Source organism: Rosenbergiella metrosideri, assembly GCF_022602565.1.
Taxonomy (GTDB): Bacteria; Pseudomonadota; Gammaproteobacteria; order Enterobacterales; family Enterobacteriaceae; genus Rosenbergiella; species Rosenbergiella metrosideri.
The window spans coordinates 151,871-167,227 of sequence record NZ_JALBCV010000007.1 but is presented as its reverse complement, the minus strand read 5'-3'; the positions used below and the strand labels follow the sequence as shown (position 1 = coordinate 167,227).

Annotated in this window: 19 protein-coding genes; 5 read left to right on the top strand and 14 right to left on the bottom strand. The window is 46.1% G+C overall.

Annotated features, from left to right (window positions below):
- The 9 genes from MKR94_RS09300 to fkpA all read right to left on the bottom strand — a co-directional run.
- A partial coding sequence (locus MKR94_RS09300) for a GTP-binding protein (protein WP_241646653.1) occupies window positions 1-545 on the bottom strand: 545 nt, incomplete at its 3' end.
- Between the two features lie 67 nt (window positions 546-612).
- A complete protein-coding gene (gene fusA / locus MKR94_RS09295; protein WP_099823301.1) occupies window positions 613-2,727 on the bottom strand; it encodes an elongation factor G in 2,115 nt (704 codons plus the stop codon).
- Between the two features lie 94 nt (window positions 2,728-2,821).
- Entirely contained in the window at window positions 2,822-3,292 is a 471-nt protein-coding gene (gene rpsG, locus MKR94_RS09290; RefSeq protein ID WP_048912872.1) for a 30S ribosomal protein S7, read from the bottom strand.
- Between the two features lie 96 nt (window positions 3,293-3,388).
- A complete protein-coding gene (rpsL, locus tag MKR94_RS09285) occupies window positions 3,389-3,763 on the bottom strand; it encodes a 30S ribosomal protein S12 (protein WP_003852912.1) in 375 nt (124 codons plus the stop codon).
- Window positions 3,764-3,886: 123 nt separating this feature from the next.
- Window positions 3,887-4,177, bottom strand: a complete 291-nt coding sequence (tusB, locus tag MKR94_RS09280) for a sulfurtransferase complex subunit TusB (RefSeq protein ID WP_241646652.1) — start codon at window positions 4,175-4,177, stop codon at window positions 3,887-3,889.
- Between the two features lie 8 nt (window positions 4,178-4,185).
- A complete protein-coding gene (tusC, locus tag MKR94_RS09275; RefSeq protein ID WP_241646651.1) occupies window positions 4,186-4,545 on the bottom strand; it encodes a sulfurtransferase complex subunit TusC in 360 nt (119 codons plus the stop codon).
- A complete protein-coding gene (gene tusD, locus MKR94_RS09270; protein ID WP_241646650.1) occupies window positions 4,545-4,922 on the bottom strand; it encodes a sulfurtransferase complex subunit TusD in 378 nt (125 codons plus the stop codon). The genes tusC and tusD overlap by 1 nt, the downstream gene beginning before the upstream one ends.
- Window positions 4,922-5,641 (bottom strand): helix-turn-helix transcriptional regulator, encoded by a 720-nt coding sequence (locus MKR94_RS09265; protein ID WP_241646649.1) that lies wholly within the window; start codon window positions 5,639-5,641, stop codon window positions 4,922-4,924. The genes tusD and MKR94_RS09265 overlap by 1 nt, the downstream gene beginning before the upstream one ends.
- Before the next feature lie 178 nt (window positions 5,642-5,819).
- The gene (fkpA, locus tag MKR94_RS09260; RefSeq protein ID WP_241646648.1) at window positions 5,820-6,638 is read right to left on the bottom strand and encodes an FKBP-type peptidyl-prolyl cis-trans isomerase; all 819 of its coding nucleotides are present in this window, start codon (window positions 6,636-6,638) and stop codon (window positions 5,820-5,822) included.
- Between the two features lie 274 nt (window positions 6,639-6,912).
- Between fkpA and MKR94_RS09255 the strand changes: the two genes are divergently transcribed.
- Window positions 6,913-7,131, top strand: coding sequence for a SlyX family protein (locus MKR94_RS09255; RefSeq protein WP_099823292.1), 219 nt, complete (start codon window positions 6,913-6,915; stop codon window positions 7,129-7,131).
- 32 nt (window positions 7,132-7,163) lie between these two features.
- On the opposite strand, the gene slyD is transcribed toward MKR94_RS09255, so the two are convergent.
- The 4 genes from slyD to kefG all read right to left on the bottom strand — a co-directional run bounded on the left by slyD (window position 7,164) and on the right by kefG (window position 10,478).
- Window positions 7,164-7,706 (bottom strand): peptidylprolyl isomerase, encoded by a 543-nt coding sequence (slyD, locus tag MKR94_RS09250; protein WP_099823290.1) that lies wholly within the window; start codon window positions 7,704-7,706, stop codon window positions 7,164-7,166.
- 181 nt (window positions 7,707-7,887) lie between these two features.
- The gene (locus MKR94_RS09245; protein ID WP_099823288.1) at window positions 7,888-8,082 is read right to left on the bottom strand and encodes a YheV family putative zinc ribbon protein; all 195 of its coding nucleotides are present in this window, start codon (window positions 8,080-8,082) and stop codon (window positions 7,888-7,890) included.
- 34 nt (window positions 8,083-8,116) lie between these two features.
- Complete coding sequence (gene kefB, locus MKR94_RS09240) at window positions 8,117-9,928, bottom strand: glutathione-regulated potassium-efflux system protein KefB (protein WP_241646647.1); 1,812 nt, start codon at window positions 9,926-9,928, stop codon at window positions 8,117-8,119.
- A complete protein-coding gene (kefG, locus tag MKR94_RS09235; RefSeq protein WP_241646646.1) occupies window positions 9,915-10,478 on the bottom strand; it encodes a glutathione-regulated potassium-efflux system ancillary protein KefG in 564 nt (187 codons plus the stop codon). Before kefG ends, kefB begins: the two co-directional genes overlap by 14 nt.
- Window positions 10,479-10,600: 122 nt before the next feature.
- Between kefG and MKR94_RS09230 the strand changes: the two genes are divergently transcribed.
- Window positions 10,601-12,514: an ABC transporter ATP-binding protein gene (locus MKR94_RS09230; RefSeq protein ID WP_241646645.1), complete on the top strand. Its 1,914-nt coding sequence runs from the start codon at window positions 10,601-10,603 to the stop codon at window positions 12,512-12,514.
- Window positions 12,515-12,540: 26 nt separating this feature from the next.
- On the opposite strand, the gene MKR94_RS09225 is transcribed toward MKR94_RS09230, so the two are convergent.
- Window positions 12,541-13,143, bottom strand: a complete 603-nt coding sequence (locus MKR94_RS09225) for a LysE family translocator (protein WP_241646644.1) — start codon at window positions 13,141-13,143, stop codon at window positions 12,541-12,543.
- A 46-nt stretch (window positions 13,144-13,189) separates the two neighbouring features.
- Between MKR94_RS09225 and MKR94_RS09220 the strand changes: the two genes are divergently transcribed.
- Genes MKR94_RS09220 through MKR94_RS09210 form a run of 3 tightly spaced genes read left to right on the top strand, consistent with a single transcriptional unit; the run spans window position 13,190 to window position 15,357 of the window.
- Window positions 13,190-14,212, top strand: coding sequence for a hydrolase (locus MKR94_RS09220; RefSeq protein WP_241646643.1), 1,023 nt, complete (start codon window positions 13,190-13,192; stop codon window positions 14,210-14,212).
- Window positions 14,209-14,424 carry a YheU family protein gene (locus MKR94_RS09215; protein ID WP_241586320.1) on the top strand — a complete coding sequence of 72 codons (216 nt, stop codon included), beginning with the start codon at window positions 14,209-14,211 and terminating at the stop codon, window positions 14,422-14,424. Before MKR94_RS09220 ends, MKR94_RS09215 begins: the two co-directional genes overlap by 4 nt.
- A gap of 51 nt (window positions 14,425-14,475) precedes the next feature.
- Window positions 14,476-15,357, top strand: a complete 882-nt coding sequence (locus MKR94_RS09210) for a phosphoribulokinase (RefSeq protein ID WP_241646642.1) — start codon at window positions 14,476-14,478, stop codon at window positions 15,355-15,357.

Here is a 15,357-nt window from a genome sequence, read left to right as displayed (position 1 = left end):
TCGCCTTCCAGTGCTTTAAGCGCTGAACCACGAACGATTGGAGTGTCGTCGCCTGGGAAGTCGTATTGTGACAGCAGGTCACGAACTTCCATTTCAACAAGCTCTAACAGCTCTTCATCATCAACCATGTCACATTTGTTCAGGAACACGATGATGTAAGGAACACCTACTTGGCGACCTAACAGGATGTGCTCACGAGTTTGTGGCATAGGACCATCAGTTGCCGCAACAACTAGGATAGCTCCGTCCATTTGCGCAGCACCGGTGATCATGTTTTTAACGTAATCGGCGTGTCCTGGGCAGTCAACGTGCGCGTAGTGACGAGTTGGCGTTTCGTACTCTACGTGTGAAGTGTTGATGGTGATACCACGTGCTTTTTCTTCTGGCGCGTTATCGATTTGATCGAATGCACGCGCAGCACCGCCGAAAGTTTTTGCTAAAACGGTAGTGATTGCAGCAGTTAAAGTGGTTTTACCGTGGTCAACGTGACCGATGGTGCCCACGTTTACGTGTGGTTTATTACGTTGAAATTGCTCTTTAGCCATGGCTATATTCCTTACTGTTATGCCCTCATTCTCGATGAGGACATGGGATCAAATTTAAACCGTAGTTTTATTTGCTACGTGCTTCAATAACAGCCTGCGCAACGTTGTTTGGCGCATCGTCATACTTCAAGAACTCCATGGAGTAAGAAGCACGACCTTTAGTCAGAGAACGCAACTGAGTCGCATACCCAAACATTTCGGACAATGGTACTTCGGCATGAATCTCAACGCCAGTAGCGTTTGATTCTTGACCTTTCAACATACCACGACGTCTGCTCAGGTCACCGATAACATCACCAGTGTGCTCTTCAGGAGTCTCAACTTCAACTTTCATGATTGGCTCAAGCAGAACTGGGTTCGCTTGTTTAAAGCCTTGTTTGAAAGCTAATGATGCAGCCAGTTTAAACGCTAGTTCTGATGAGTCAACATCATGGTAAGACCCAAAGTGCAGACGAACACCTAAGTCAACTACCGGGTAACCCGCTAATGGACCAGATTTCAGCTGCTCTTGCAGACCTTTATCAACCGCAGGGATGTATTCTGTTGGAATTACACCACCTTTGATATCGTTGATGAACTCGTAACCTTTAGGGTTAGAGCCTGGCTCAAGTGGGTACATATCGATCACAACGTGACCATATTGTCCACGACCGCCAGACTGCTTAGCATGTTTACCTTCAACATCGGTAATTTTGCTACGAATTGCTTCACGGTAAGCAACCTGTGGTTTACCCACATTCGCTTCAACGTTGAACTCACGCTTCATACGGTCAACGATGATATCTAAGTGAAGTTCACCCATACCAGCGATGATTGTCTGGTTAGATTCTTCATCAGTCCATACGCGGAATGATGGATCTTCTTTCGCCAGACGGCCCAGAGCTAGACCCATTTTTTCTTGGTCAGCTTTGGTTTTTGGTTCAACCGCGATTGAGATTACTGGCTCTGGGAATTCCATACGCTCTAAGATGATTGGTGCGTTAGGATCACACAGGGTGTCACCAGTAATAACGTCTTTCAGACCGATTGCTGCAGCAATGTCACCAGCACGAACTTCGCTGATTTCTTCACGCTTGTTAGCGTGCATCTGAACGATACGGCCTAAACGTTCACGTTGTGATTTCACTGAGTTCAGTACGGTGTCACCAGAGTTAACGATACCTGAGTAAACACGGAAGAACGTCAAGTTACCCACAAACGGGTCGTTCGCAATTTTAAATGCTAATGCTGCGAATGGCTCGTTATCGTCTGAACGACGTTCAGCTGGAGTATCTTTACCATCGTCTAACATCCCTTTAATTGCAGGAACTTCGGTTGGTGATGGCAGATATTCGATAACGGCATCAAGCATCGCTTGAACACCTTTGTTCTTAAATGCAGAACCACAGGTAACCAAGATGATTTCGTTGTTCAGAACACGTTGACGCAGAGCATTTTTGATTTCTGCTTCAGTCAGTTCTTCACCACCCAGGTATTTTTCCATCAGCTCTTCAGAAGCTTCTGCTGCAGACTCGATCAGGTTTTGACGCCATTCTTCTGCTAGCTCTTGCATCTCTGCTGGGATTTCTTCGTAATCGAAGGTAGTACCTTGGTCAGCATCATTCCAGTTGATAGCCTTCATTTTTACCAGGTCAACAACACCGGTAAAACCTTCCTCTGCACCAATTGCTAATTGCAATGGAACAGGGTTAGCACCTAAACGTGCTTTGATTTGGCTAACAACTTTCAGGAAGTTCGCACCCATACGGTCCATTTTGTTAACGAACGCGATACGTGGAACTTTATACTTATTAGCCTGACGCCATACGGTTTCAGACTGTGGCTGAACACCACCAACTGCACAGTAAACCATTACTGCACCGTCAAGAACACGCATTGAACGCTCTACTTCGATAGTAAAGTCAACGTGTCCCGGGGTATCAATGATGTTGATACGGTGTGGTTCAAATTGTTTAGCCATACCAGACCAGAATGCAGTCGTCGCAGCTGAGGTGATAGTAATACCACGCTCCTGCTCCTGTGCCATCCAGTCCATTGTCGCTGCACCATCGTGTACTTCACCGATTTTATGACTTACACCGGTATAGAACAGGATACGCTCGGTAGTAGTAGTTTTACCGGCATCGATGTGTGCACTGATACCGATATTACGGTAACGTGAAATGGGTGTTTTACGAGCCATTTGATTCCTCTGAATTCTAGGACGTTCTATTTAAGTTAACCACAGCAGGTTAGCTTTTAGAGCGCCCGCTGGGTTAACAACTACACCGAAGGGATTACCAACGGTAGTGAGCGAACGCCTTGTTGGCTTCTGCCATACGGTGAACGTCTTCACGTTTCTTCACTGCAGTACCTTTGTTTTCTGCAGCATCAGAAAGTTCGTTCGCCAGGCGAAGAGCCATAGATTTATCACCGCGTTTACGAGCAGCTTCAACGATCCAACGCATTGCCAGAGCATTACGACGAACCGGACGTACTTCAACTGGAACCTGATAAGTTGAACCACCAACACGGCGTGATTTAACTTCGACTGTCGGACGAACGTTGTCTAAAGCAACTTCGAACGCTTCCAGTTCAGATTTACCAGAGCGCTGAGCCAGGGTCTCAAGCGCGTTATATACGATAGATTCTGCAGTAGATTTTTTACCGTCTACCATCAGAATGTTTACAAATTTTGCCAGTAGTTCTGATCCGAACTTAGGATCCGGCAGAATTTTACGTTGACCAATTACACGACGACGTGGCATGGAATATCTCCGTTGATAATTCAGGATTGTCCAAAACTCTACGAGTTTATTTTGACATTTATGTTAAAACGTTTGGCCTTACTTAACGGAGAACCATTAAGCCTTTGGCTTCTTCACACCGTACTTAGAACGAGCCTGTTTACGGTCTTTAACACCGGAACAGTCAAGTGCGCCGCGAACGGTATGGTAACGCACACCTGGTAAGTCTTTAACACGACCACCACGGATCAGGATCACGGAGTGCTCCTGCAGGTTATGACCTTCACCACCAATGTAGGAGGTAACTTCAAAACCGTTAGTTAAACGAACACGACAAACTTTACGTAATGCTGAGTTCGGTTTTTTTGGAGTAGTAGTATATACACGAGTACATACACCACGTTTTTGCGGGCAAGCTTCCAGCGCAGGTACGTTGCTTTTTGCAACTTTACGTACGCGTGGTTTGCGAACCAGCTGGTTAACTGTTGCCATTAAATAGCTCCTGGTTTTGCTTTTGCTTCGTAAACACGTATTAAATCTACCTCATATTTCTATGAGGACGCAGAATTTTAGGGCTGAGTATAGAGGGTGTCAAGAAATAACCAACATATCGTCTCACCAAGTGATCTGTTTCGAATGCTTTACAGTCAACTCAACGAACTGTTGATAGCTGATTAAGTGAAATTTCGGCCCCAATAATGCTGTGATTCCGCGGGCTTGAGCATCTTCCTCAAGCACGTAAAATCCTGACTGCTTTTTTGTTAAAAGCTTAGAAAAATAATGGCTATTAGCCACCCCGGCATACACTGCATCTTGTAAGAGTAAAATATCGTCTGTTTGACCAATAAATGTCTCGAGATAGTCCATATCGAGAGCTACTGGAGAGGACATGATGAGATGAAGCATGTGTCCCCCTAAAAATTAATGATTTTGTCGTAATGACTGAGTTGCTGGTGAAGTTCACCCATTGGTAAGCTCGTTACGGCTATGGCGCCCATATCTTGTTCACTGATACCCCGCATCCTCAAGGATTGCTGGCAAGCATAAACGTTCTCAATATCGTAAAGTTCAAGCAGCTTAAAAGTGGTAATGTAGTCTCGCTGATAGATTATATTAGGCTGTTGGCCGCCAACAAGTTGAAAAATCCCATCACCGATAAAAAAGACCCCAAGCTCTTCACTCAGCGCTGCCGTTGCCAGTAACGCATCAAGTCCTTCTCTCCCCGTACTTGAACCATGGGGAGCCGTCTTAAAAATAAAAGCTATCGAGTTCATTAAAATTGTATTACTCGTTCACAGGTTAGCAAGGATGTAGCGAGTTCCCCTAGCCCTGAAAAATTAAATTGCGGGTGAAAGTTATACTGACCGGCTTGCGCATGGTCTTGGTCAACGACCCCACGCCGTAAAGCGGCTGATACACAAATATTCAGTGGAATATTTTCATCACGGCTTAACTTTACCCATTCTTCAATCAAGTCATGCTCGTCACTAGCAGGGGATGTGAGCTTATTTGCATTACTTACTGCCTCTTGGTAGAAAAAAATTGACGTTATACTGTGTTCAGCTTTCAATAATGCTTTAGCGAACATCCAAGCGCTCGTGGCATTTTGTGTGCCATACGCTGGGCCAGTGATTACCAATGCGTAACGCATTATTCCTCTCCTTCGGGAAAGTCTTCATGCCTGAATTGACGGATATAAAGATACACAGTGTGTTTGGAAATATTCAAACGATCTGCCACCTGATTGATCGCGTCTTTGATATCAAATATTCCCTTTGCATATAAATTCAACACTACTTGCCTATTCTTAATGTTATTGGCCACCGAACGGTCATTACTGACCTCTTCAATCGTATGCTCCAATGTTTGCAAAACGAGATCGTCAACTGAATTGGCGAAATGAACGTTATTGTCATGCTGCATTTCCGATGGGCAAAAGTTCGCGAGCACCTGGGAAAATGGCACATCTAGATTCATATTTATGCACAGAAGGCCGATAACACGTTGCGAACTATTCTTGATCGCAATCGTCGTCGATTTCATCAATGCGCCACTTTTTGAGCGTGTAAAGCTGGTTCGAGACGGTGGGCTCTCTCTCCCGTCCAATTCATGTAGCGTCTGTAAGGCAAGATTGGTGATGGGTGAGCCGACTTGGCGTCCCGTTAATTCACCATTGGCAATACAGACTGCAGAGCTCTCAAGATTGTCCAAAGTATGCAGAACGACCTCGCAATGACTACCCAGCATCAGGGCTAAACCCTCTACCATCGACTCATAGGAGCGCACTATTTCATAGTCGAGAGCGTTAGATGCGTATTTAGGGCTCATTATGTTCCTTGAGCCGTCTGTTGTACTCAGTGGTTTTGACATAGCTTACATCATCCTAATATGACAAAGGATAATTCCCAATTGCTCAATATCGGAAAGATAAAGATATAGAAGTAAAATAATTATGGGTTTTAAGACTATTGTTTACGCCAATCAAGAAGTGATGGCAAGGGGTAAACACCACTGCAGTGTGCAGTGGTGTTGATAATGCGAGAGAGCTTTACTTTTTAGCTGCTGAGCCGGTGTCAGCCGCTGGCGCTTGTGGCGCTGAGTCACCTTTCGCGGCAGGTTTGATGTCTAATAACTCAACGTCAAACACTAGTGTTGAATTCGGTGGGATACCTGGTACGCCATTCTGGCCATATGCGAGCGCCGGTGGAATCACCAACTGGATTTTACCACCCTTTTTAATGTGTTTTAACCCTTCGGTCCAGCCTGGGATAACTCCATCAAGGCGGAAAGAAAGCGGTTCATGACGATCGTAAGAGCTGTCGAACTGCGTTCCGTCGGTCAGTGTCCCTTTATAGTTGACAACGACGGTATCGCTGTCAGTAGGCGCTGCGCCTGTACCCGGCTTCTCGACCTTATAAAGTAAGCCTGAAGAAGTTTTCTTCACGCCCTTTTCTTTAGCAAATTTTGCAGCGAAAGCGTTACCTTTATCGGTATTCTCTTTAGCATCTTTTGCCATTTTCGCTTGTGCGGCAGCTTTTACATTGCCTTCAAACGCTTTAAGTGTTTGCTCAACTTCGCTATCTGAAAGCTTGCTTTTCCCTGCGAACGCATCCTGCACACCTGCGATCAATTGCTTATTATCCAGCTTGATACCTAATTTTTCTTGTTCCTTAAGAGAATTCTCCATGTAACGACCTAATGAGGCACCGAGGGCGTAAGCCGATTGTTGGCTCTGATCTTTAAATGCAGAGTTTAGTGCAACTTGTCCTGATGGCTGAGCAGAGGTTTCCGCAGCCATAGTTAGAGGGGCGTTAAGGCCAACCGCTAAAGTTGCAGCCAACAGTGAGACTTTAAACAATGATTTCATCCATATCTCCTAACCAAAGTCAGGTACTTTGGCGCTTTAAAAGTGTAGAGACTACACAATGACTTTTTAATGGCTAATATCAGTACCATTACGAGTTAAACGGCCCCTCTACGACAATACGCTCATCATAAAGTTTCGAGGTTAACTCATCATATTGGGGCAGAATATTGTTTTTCAAGTGTGAACAAAATATCGTGAATTTCACAGGATTTCTTCGAGGGGGGAACGGTATACTGTCAATAATGATCGTCATTACTACGATGGAGACTGAATTATGAATGTTGAGGAGTTAACTCAACGACTGGACAACCTTGAAACAAAAGTCGCTTATCAGGAACACACTCTTGAAGAGTTAAATCAGACACTGATTAGCCACGAACTTGAGATGGCAAAAATGAGGGAACACCTACGCCTGCTGATCAGTAAATTGCAGACCGTTTCGCCTTCTATGGTGGCCTCTCAATCTGAAGAGACTCCCCCACCACATTACTAATAAAAAAGGCTGCATTAGGCAGCCTTTTTTACTTAGTGATGACAGCCGCAGCCGCCAGTACCACAACCCTCTTCGTTCTGGCCGTGATCGTGGTCGTGATGATGACCATCAGCACCATGTACGTGACCATGTGCTAATTCTTCTTCGGTCGCTTCACGAATTGCCACAACTTCAACATTAAAGCTTAAGTTTTGACCCGCTAGCATGTGGTTACCGTCAACCACGACATGGTCGTCGCCAACTTCAGTGATTTCTACGGGGACTGGCCCTTGATCGGTCTCTGCTAAGAAACGCATACCTGGTTGCAGCTCATCAACGCCTACAAATACATCTTTAGGAACGCGTTGAACTAAATTCTCGTCATATTGACCATAAGCGTCGTTAGCAGGCACATTGATATCGAACTTATCACCAGCTTCGCGGTTGTCTAGCGCGTTTTCTAAGCCAGAAATTAAAGAGCCGTGGCCATGTAAGTAGTCCAGCGGTGCTGTAACGGGTGCTTCATCAACCAGCACACCATCTTCAGTACGTACTTGATAAGCAATGCTAACTACCAAGTCTTTTGCAATTTTCATGATAACTCCTAACCGTTGAGCGCTGTATTCCCGTCTCATTGGTCTATTTTTGCCTGCAATAATACCAACCAGAAAGGTCCTGACTATGTTGAAAAACTATATCAGTTCTTCCGTAAACAATTATAGTGGGAATGATTGGCGCGAAATTCAATGCTTCAACTGGAATTTAGCGAAAAAAAACTTATTCAGGTGTAAAGACACCGATAATTTGCTCATCTTTTCTTACCGCTGATTGCACTTGTTTATCTGCCTCGCGCATTTGGTCACCACATTTAACACATTCAACAACCTCCACGCCTGATTCTTTCCACAGCGCTAAAGTATCTTTTGCTTGGCAGTGCCGACAGACTGCACCGGCAATAAAACGTTTACGCATGCTATACCCTTAATAGTGAAGGAGAGAATACGCATTAATCTGCGGCATCCCAGCGTCCCAATGTTTGTTTATCTTGTTGCATTTCCCTACGAAAAACATCTTCAAGTTCTCGGCGAGCTTCCTTCACTCGTGAGATATGCCCGGTTTCATCGTGGTGTGGCATTAAGTCTTTCAGCATTTGTTCATCAAGATGAGTAAAGTATTGCTGAGCGCGCTCCGCTTGGTAAGGGTGGATGCCAAGTGATACTAAGGCTTTACCCGCTAATTGGACTGCACTTAAAAAGGTTTCACGTGTAATGTCTGTAATGCCCGCTTGCAACAGCTCATGCGCCTCTACCCGGCCTCTTGCCCGTGCAAGAATGTTTAAATGAGGAAAATGTTGCTGGCATAGCGCGACGGTTGCCATAGTATCGGAAGGATCATCACAGGTCACAATGATCGATTGCGCTCGCTCTGCTCCTGCGGCACGTAACAACTCGAGATCGTTCGAGTCTCCGTAATACACTTTATAGCCATAACTACGCGTTAAACTTACGACACTGATATCTTTCTCCAACACAGTCACTCGCATGTTGTTGGCCATTAGTAAACGTCCTACCACCTGCCCAAAACGACCAAAACCGACCAAAATAACTTGGGGCTCATCGTCTTCAACATAATGCTTTTCCGTATTTTCATCATCTTGATTATTAAAACGACGTACTAAGATGAGATCAATTAGCTTCATTAATAAAGGGGTAGTAATCATCGATAGCGTCACAATCACCAGCAGTAAGGACAGTTGCTCTTGATGGAACAGTCCCGCGCTGGATGCTGCGGAGAATAGAACAAAGGCAAACTCGCCACCTTGGCTCAGGACGCCCGAGAACTGAAGACGTTCCGAGCTTCTCATTCCGTATACGCGCGCCAGTATATAGAGTACCAATGCTTTAATTGCGACGAGGGTAACAACCGCAATCAATACCTCCACGACATGGGTAAATAATACGCCAATATTTAACGCCATACCGACAGAGATAAAAAATAACCCGAGCAGCAATGCTTTGAAGGGATCAATCGCGACTTCTAACTCGTGACGATATTCACTTTCTGCTAACAAGATACCGGCAATAAACGTTCCTAACGCCATCGATAAACCTAGCGCATCCATAAATAGCGCAGAGCCGATGACCAACAATAATGCGGAAGCAGTAAAAATCTCTTTCACCCCCGAGGCGGCGATGTAGCGGAAGATAGGTCGTAATAAGAAGCGCCCACCTACCAACATCCCAGCGAAGGCGAGGACCTTCATCCCAATTTTCATCCAATCCGTAGGATGCCCTGAATCGTTGCCTGCTAACAATGGTACGAGCGCTAAGGCAGGTATCACGGCTAAATCTTGAAAAAGTAATACCGAAAAACCGAGTTGTCCGGCTTCACTTCGGTTCATACCTTTTTCCTGCATCAATTGCAGAGCCATGGCCGTTGAGGACATAGCCAGACCGATGCCGCCAATAACCGCGGCTTGCCAAGAAAATTGGGTGGTCCATAGCAGCCCGGCGAGTAACACACTCGAGAAAATAACTTGTCCGGCACCCACACCAAAAATGGAGCGCCTTAACTGCCACAGCTTTCCAGGGTTAAGCTCGAGCCCGATGATAAACATCAGAAACACTACCCCTAACTCGGAGAAATGCAGAATTTCCTCAACATCGCTGATAAACCCTGCACCCCAAGGACCAATGGCGATCCCGGCTAATAGATACCCGAGAACCGCCCCAATTCCCAGTCTTGCGGCAATCGGCACCGCAACCACCGCCGCCGCTAAGTAAATAACGCCCGCAGTTAATAAATCAGATCCGCCCATCCATGATCTCCTCTGGTAAAGGCTGGGTCAGCCAGTCTGAATAGGCTGCAGCTAGAGACTTCAAGACATCTAAAGGCTGCCGTCTTGCATGATAAATAACCATTGGCGACATCCACTGCATCTGGCAAGTCTGCGCGACCAATTCGAACGGGCGCATAATCTCGCCGAGAGGATAACGATTCAAGCCCTGCGATTGGTACGCGCTTTCCGGTTCGCCGGTGGTGACAACACAGCGTAAGGTTTTACCTTCTAAGGCTGACTCTCCCATTCCTGAAGCGAATCCACGGGATAGCACTCTATCCAGCCATTCTTTGAGTAGCGAGGGGCAACTGTACGTATAAAGGGGATATTGAAACACAATAATATCGTGCTCCCGTAACAATTGTTGTTCACGATAGATATCGATAAAAAAATTGGGATACGTTGCATAAAGGTCATGCACCGTAACATGCTCCACTCGGCGAGCGGCTTTAAGTAGCTTACTGTTTACCACTGATTCCTGTGCTTCAGGGTGCGCATAAAGCAAAAGTATTTTAGGTGAAGATGACATTGTCGTCCTCCAAGTTATCGTCTTAGTCATGGTTTTCCGTTACCATGCTGCGATGCAAAGATGTGTGGTGAGCGATTTTAGTTATGCCACTAATTTACCATATTCCATAAATTACGGCGCTTATGATTGTCTTCTCTTCCTTACAATTACGACGCGGCACTCGCGTACTCCTAGACAATGCTTCAGCAACCATTAATCCGGGCCAAAAAGTTGGCTTAGTCGGTAAGAATGGCTGCGGGAAATCGACCCTATTGTCGTTACTCAAACAAGAGATTAGCGCAGAAAGCGGTAGCGTTAATTTCCCGGCTAATTGGTCCTTAGCGTGGGTGAATCAAGAAACCCCAGCACTCGCGACGTCAGCAATTGATTATGTGATTGATGGCGATAGAGAATTCAGAGAGTTAGAGACTCAACTTTCAGCGGCTAACCAAGCCAACGAGGGTAATCAGATTGCGCTCCTTCACGGTAAATTAGATGCAATCCAAGCATGGAGTATCAATGCGCGAGCGGCTAGCCTGCTCTATGGGTTAGGCTTTTCCCATACTCAACTCCAATCGCCAGTGAAAGACTTCTCCGGAGGATGGCGAATGCGCTTAAACTTGGCGCAGGCGCTAATTTGCCGTTCAGACCTTTTGCTATTGGATGAACCCACCAACCACTTAGATCTTGATGCCGTCATTTGGCTAGAGAAGTGGCTGAAAAGTTATACTGGAACCTTAATCCTCATCTCTCACGACCGGGACTTCCTCGACCCTACCGTAAGCAAGATCTTGCATATTGAGCAAGAAAAGCTTATGGATTACACTGGCAACTATAGTGATTTTGAGCGGCAGCGCGCAACTAAATTAGCGCAACAACAGTCGCTATACCAAAGCCAGCAGACTAAAGTCGCACATCTTCAGCACTATATTGACCGTTTCCGCGCCAAAGCGACCAAAGCCAAACAAGCACAAAGCCGCCTAAAAATGTTAGAGCGGATGGAAATGATTGCCCCCGCGCATGTCGATAATCCTTTTACCTTCCAGTTCCGTGCGCCTGAATCGCTACCTTCTCCACTTTTAACGATGGAAAAAGTGACTGCAGGCTATGACGATAGAGTCATTTTAGATTCAATTAAACTGAATCTGGTTCCCGGCTCACGTATAGGTCTACTCGGTAAAAATGGCGCGGGCAAATCTACCCTAATTAAATTACTCTCTGGTGAGCTTATACCGCGATCGGGAACGGTGACGCTCGCTAAAGGTGTAAAGCTCGGCTACTTCGCTCAACATCAACTTGAATACTTACGAGCAGAAGAGTCACCGTTGCAGCATCTACAACGCCAAGCCCCGAAAGAGCTAGAACAACACCTGCGCGACTACTTGGGCGGATTTGGCTTTCAAGGTGATCAAGTGAAAGCACCTACCGCTCAGTTTTCAGGCGGAGAAAAAGCGCGTTTGGTATTAGCGCTAATCGTCTGGGAGCGCCCGAACTTACTATTACTCGATGAACCGACTAACCACCTTGATCTCGACATGCGTCAAGCACTGACGGAAGCGTTGATTGACTTCGAGGGCGCCTTAGTCGTGGTATCACACGACCGTCACCTACTGCGTGCGACAACCGATGACCTTTACCTCGTTCACGGCGGTAGGGTCGAAATGTTTGCAGGCGACCTTGACGATTACCAGCAATGGCTTGCCGACCAGCAAAAAGACAGCACCGCTACACAAAAAAGCGATACTTCTCGCGATAACAGCCAAAGCGCGCAAGCGCGTAAGGATCAAAAAAGGCGTGATGCTGAACTGCGTACTAAAACGCAACCCTTACGCAAGCAAATCGAGAAACTCGAAAAACAGATGAGCGAGTGCCAGCGGAAATTAGCGGAAGATGAAGAGAAGTTAGCTGACCCTGTAATTTATGAGGCGGCGCGTAAGAACGAGCTGACCGATACCTTACAGCACCGGACAACAGTTCAGTCACAACTTAATGATATAGAGCTTGCTTGGCTCGAGGCGCAAGAAGAACTTGAGACACTGCTTGCGAGCGAAGGCTAGCGCAGGGTAAATCCTATTTTGTATCATTACAACCAGATAAGGACCACGCTCAGGGCGGTCAATAATCCCATAATAATATTGAACTGCCGCCATGCGCGTGGGCTGTGCAACCACCGACCAATCACGGTGCCAAAGGCTAGCCAAATACATCCCGCAATCAGGTTGACTAAAAACATGGCTAAACTAATGCCAGCAATCGAGGTAATATAGGCCTTACCGCTTAGACTGAAACTGGCAACCGCTCCCAGCGACATCAACCAAGCTTTAGGATTGACGAGCTGTAGTACCGCACCTTGCCACAAAGGCAATGTCTTTTCTGGATGGTCTTTCACCTCAAGAGATTCATAAGCAGCCGTCATGATTTTCCAAGCCAACCACAGTAAATAAGCACTTCCTGCGATTTTTAAGAACAGATGTAACGCGGGATAAAGGATAATAAGATTACCGACACCGAAGGCGATGAGTAACAGCATGATTTGCATGCCAAACATAATGCCTAGCATCAATGGTATAGTGCGAACGAAACCAAAATTGGCGCCAGAGGTCGTAAGTAGCATATTATTGGGGCCTGGTGTAATCGCCGCGACCCACAAAAAACCAAATAATGAGAGAAAGAGACTGAGTTCCATAAAGTTACCATTATCCAGATTAACCTTTGAAACTATACAGTGAGTTATGGATCAGACAAGCCCTGAGAACCTGAATAATTATCATAATGACGAGCATGATTTTACCCCTGTTCGTTGTTTGAGAAATGCACATATTCAGACTCTATTACCCAGAATCTTACGCCGTATGGTCCGTATCAAACCTGTTTGGCAGCGATTAGAGCTACCCGATGGGGACTTCGTCGATCTTGCATGGAGCGAAGATCCGATGTTGGCCAAGCATAAACCTCGCGCTGTCATTTTTCACGGTTTAGAGGGCAGTGTAAAAAGTCCTTATGCTCATGGCCTACTCGCCTCTTTTCAGCAGAAAGGATGGTTGGGAGTCGTTATGCACTATCGCGGGTGCAGCGGTGAACCGAATCGATTAAAACAGAGCTACCACTCGGCGGATATTGAGGATGCCAGCTATTTCCTTCGTTGGATGAAAGAGAAGCTGGGCCCAGGCTGGACCTCCGCAACCGGATTTTCTCTCGGGGGTAACATGCTTGCTTGTCTAATGGGGAGCCAAGGTGACGAATGCTTACTCGATGCGGGCGTTATTGTCTCAGCACCTCTGATGCTCGAACCCTGCAGTGTGAAAATTGAAGACGGCTTCTCGCGCTTTTATCAGCATTACTTACTCACGCGCCTGAAAAAGAGCCTCCGCCGCAAGCTGAAAGCGCATCCACATCTTTTCTCTATCGCGCCGGGTGAGCTTAAAAAAATCAAGAAACTCCGCGAATTCGACGATAAGATTACCTCTCGCATTTATCATTTTTCTGACGCGCTAGACTACTATCGACAGGCAAGTGGTATGCCGTGGCTTGCCAGTATCACTAAACCCCTCTTGATTATTCATGCGGCAGACGATCCCTTTATGACCGACGATGTGATACCTCTACCGGAACAGCTATCGCCTACCATTGACTATCAATTAAGTGAATACGGTGGACACGTCGGTTTCGTTACAGGCAGCCTATTTAAGCCAGTAATGTGGCTTGAACAGCGCATTCCTCAGTGGCTTTCTACACAATTGGATACGACTTCATGATTATCCCCTGGCAAGAGCTGCCGACTGAGACGTTACAAAGCGTCATCGAGTCCTTTGTGCTACAAGAAGGAACCGATTATGGTGAGCAAGAAAAAACCTTATCCGAGAAAGTTGCTGATATCACTCGGCAACTTCAAGCAGGTGATATCGTTATTGTTTGGTCAGAATTACATGAGTCCGTCAGCCTGCGTGCTGCACGAGATATCCGCTGAAGGATAACTGTACGCCGTAGTTGTCGCCCCTAACCCGCTAAGGAGACCATCATGTCAGCCAAACATCCTATTATCGCCGTAACAGGTTCAAGCGGTGCAGGGACGACGACAACCAGTCTCGCCTTTCGTAAAATCTTTCAACAACTGGGTATACGAGCTGCGGAGGTGGAGGGCGATAGTTACCATCGCTACACCCGTCCAGAAATGGATATTGCCATCCGTAAAGCGAGAGATCTCGGTAAACATATTAGTTATTTCGGTCCAGACGCTAACGATTTTCTACTTTTGGAACAGACATTTAAGCAATATTCTGAAACCGGAACCGGCCGTTCCCGTAAATATCTTCATACCTATGACGAAGCGGTACCTTGGAAACAAGTCCCAGGGACGTTTACACCTTGGCAGCCTCTTCCTGAACAGACTGATGTTTTGTTCTATGAAGGATTACATGGCGCGGTGGTGACTGATGAGCACAATGTGGCTGATTTAGTCGATTTATTGGTCGGTGTAGTCCCTATTGTAAACTTAGAATGGATTCAAAAACTTATACGTGACATGCAAGAGCGGAGCCATTCTCGCGAGGCGGTGATGGATTCCGTGATTCGTTCTATGGAAGATTATGTAAATTACATCACGCCGCAATTCTCTCGCACCCATATTAACTTTCAACGCGTGCCAATGGTCGATACGTCGAATCCTTTTGCAGCGCACGCAATTCCGTCGATGGATGAAAGTCTGGTGGTGATCCACCTTCGTGGTGTCGAAGAAATTAATTATCCCTATCTCTTAGCCATGATCCAAGGATCTTTCATTTCCGCCATGAACACGTTAGTAGTACCTGGCGGAAAAATGGGCTTAGCGATGGAGCTTATCTTAACGCCTGTCATTAAAAAGCTCGCGGAAAAACGACAACAAACCTTATTTACGATCTAA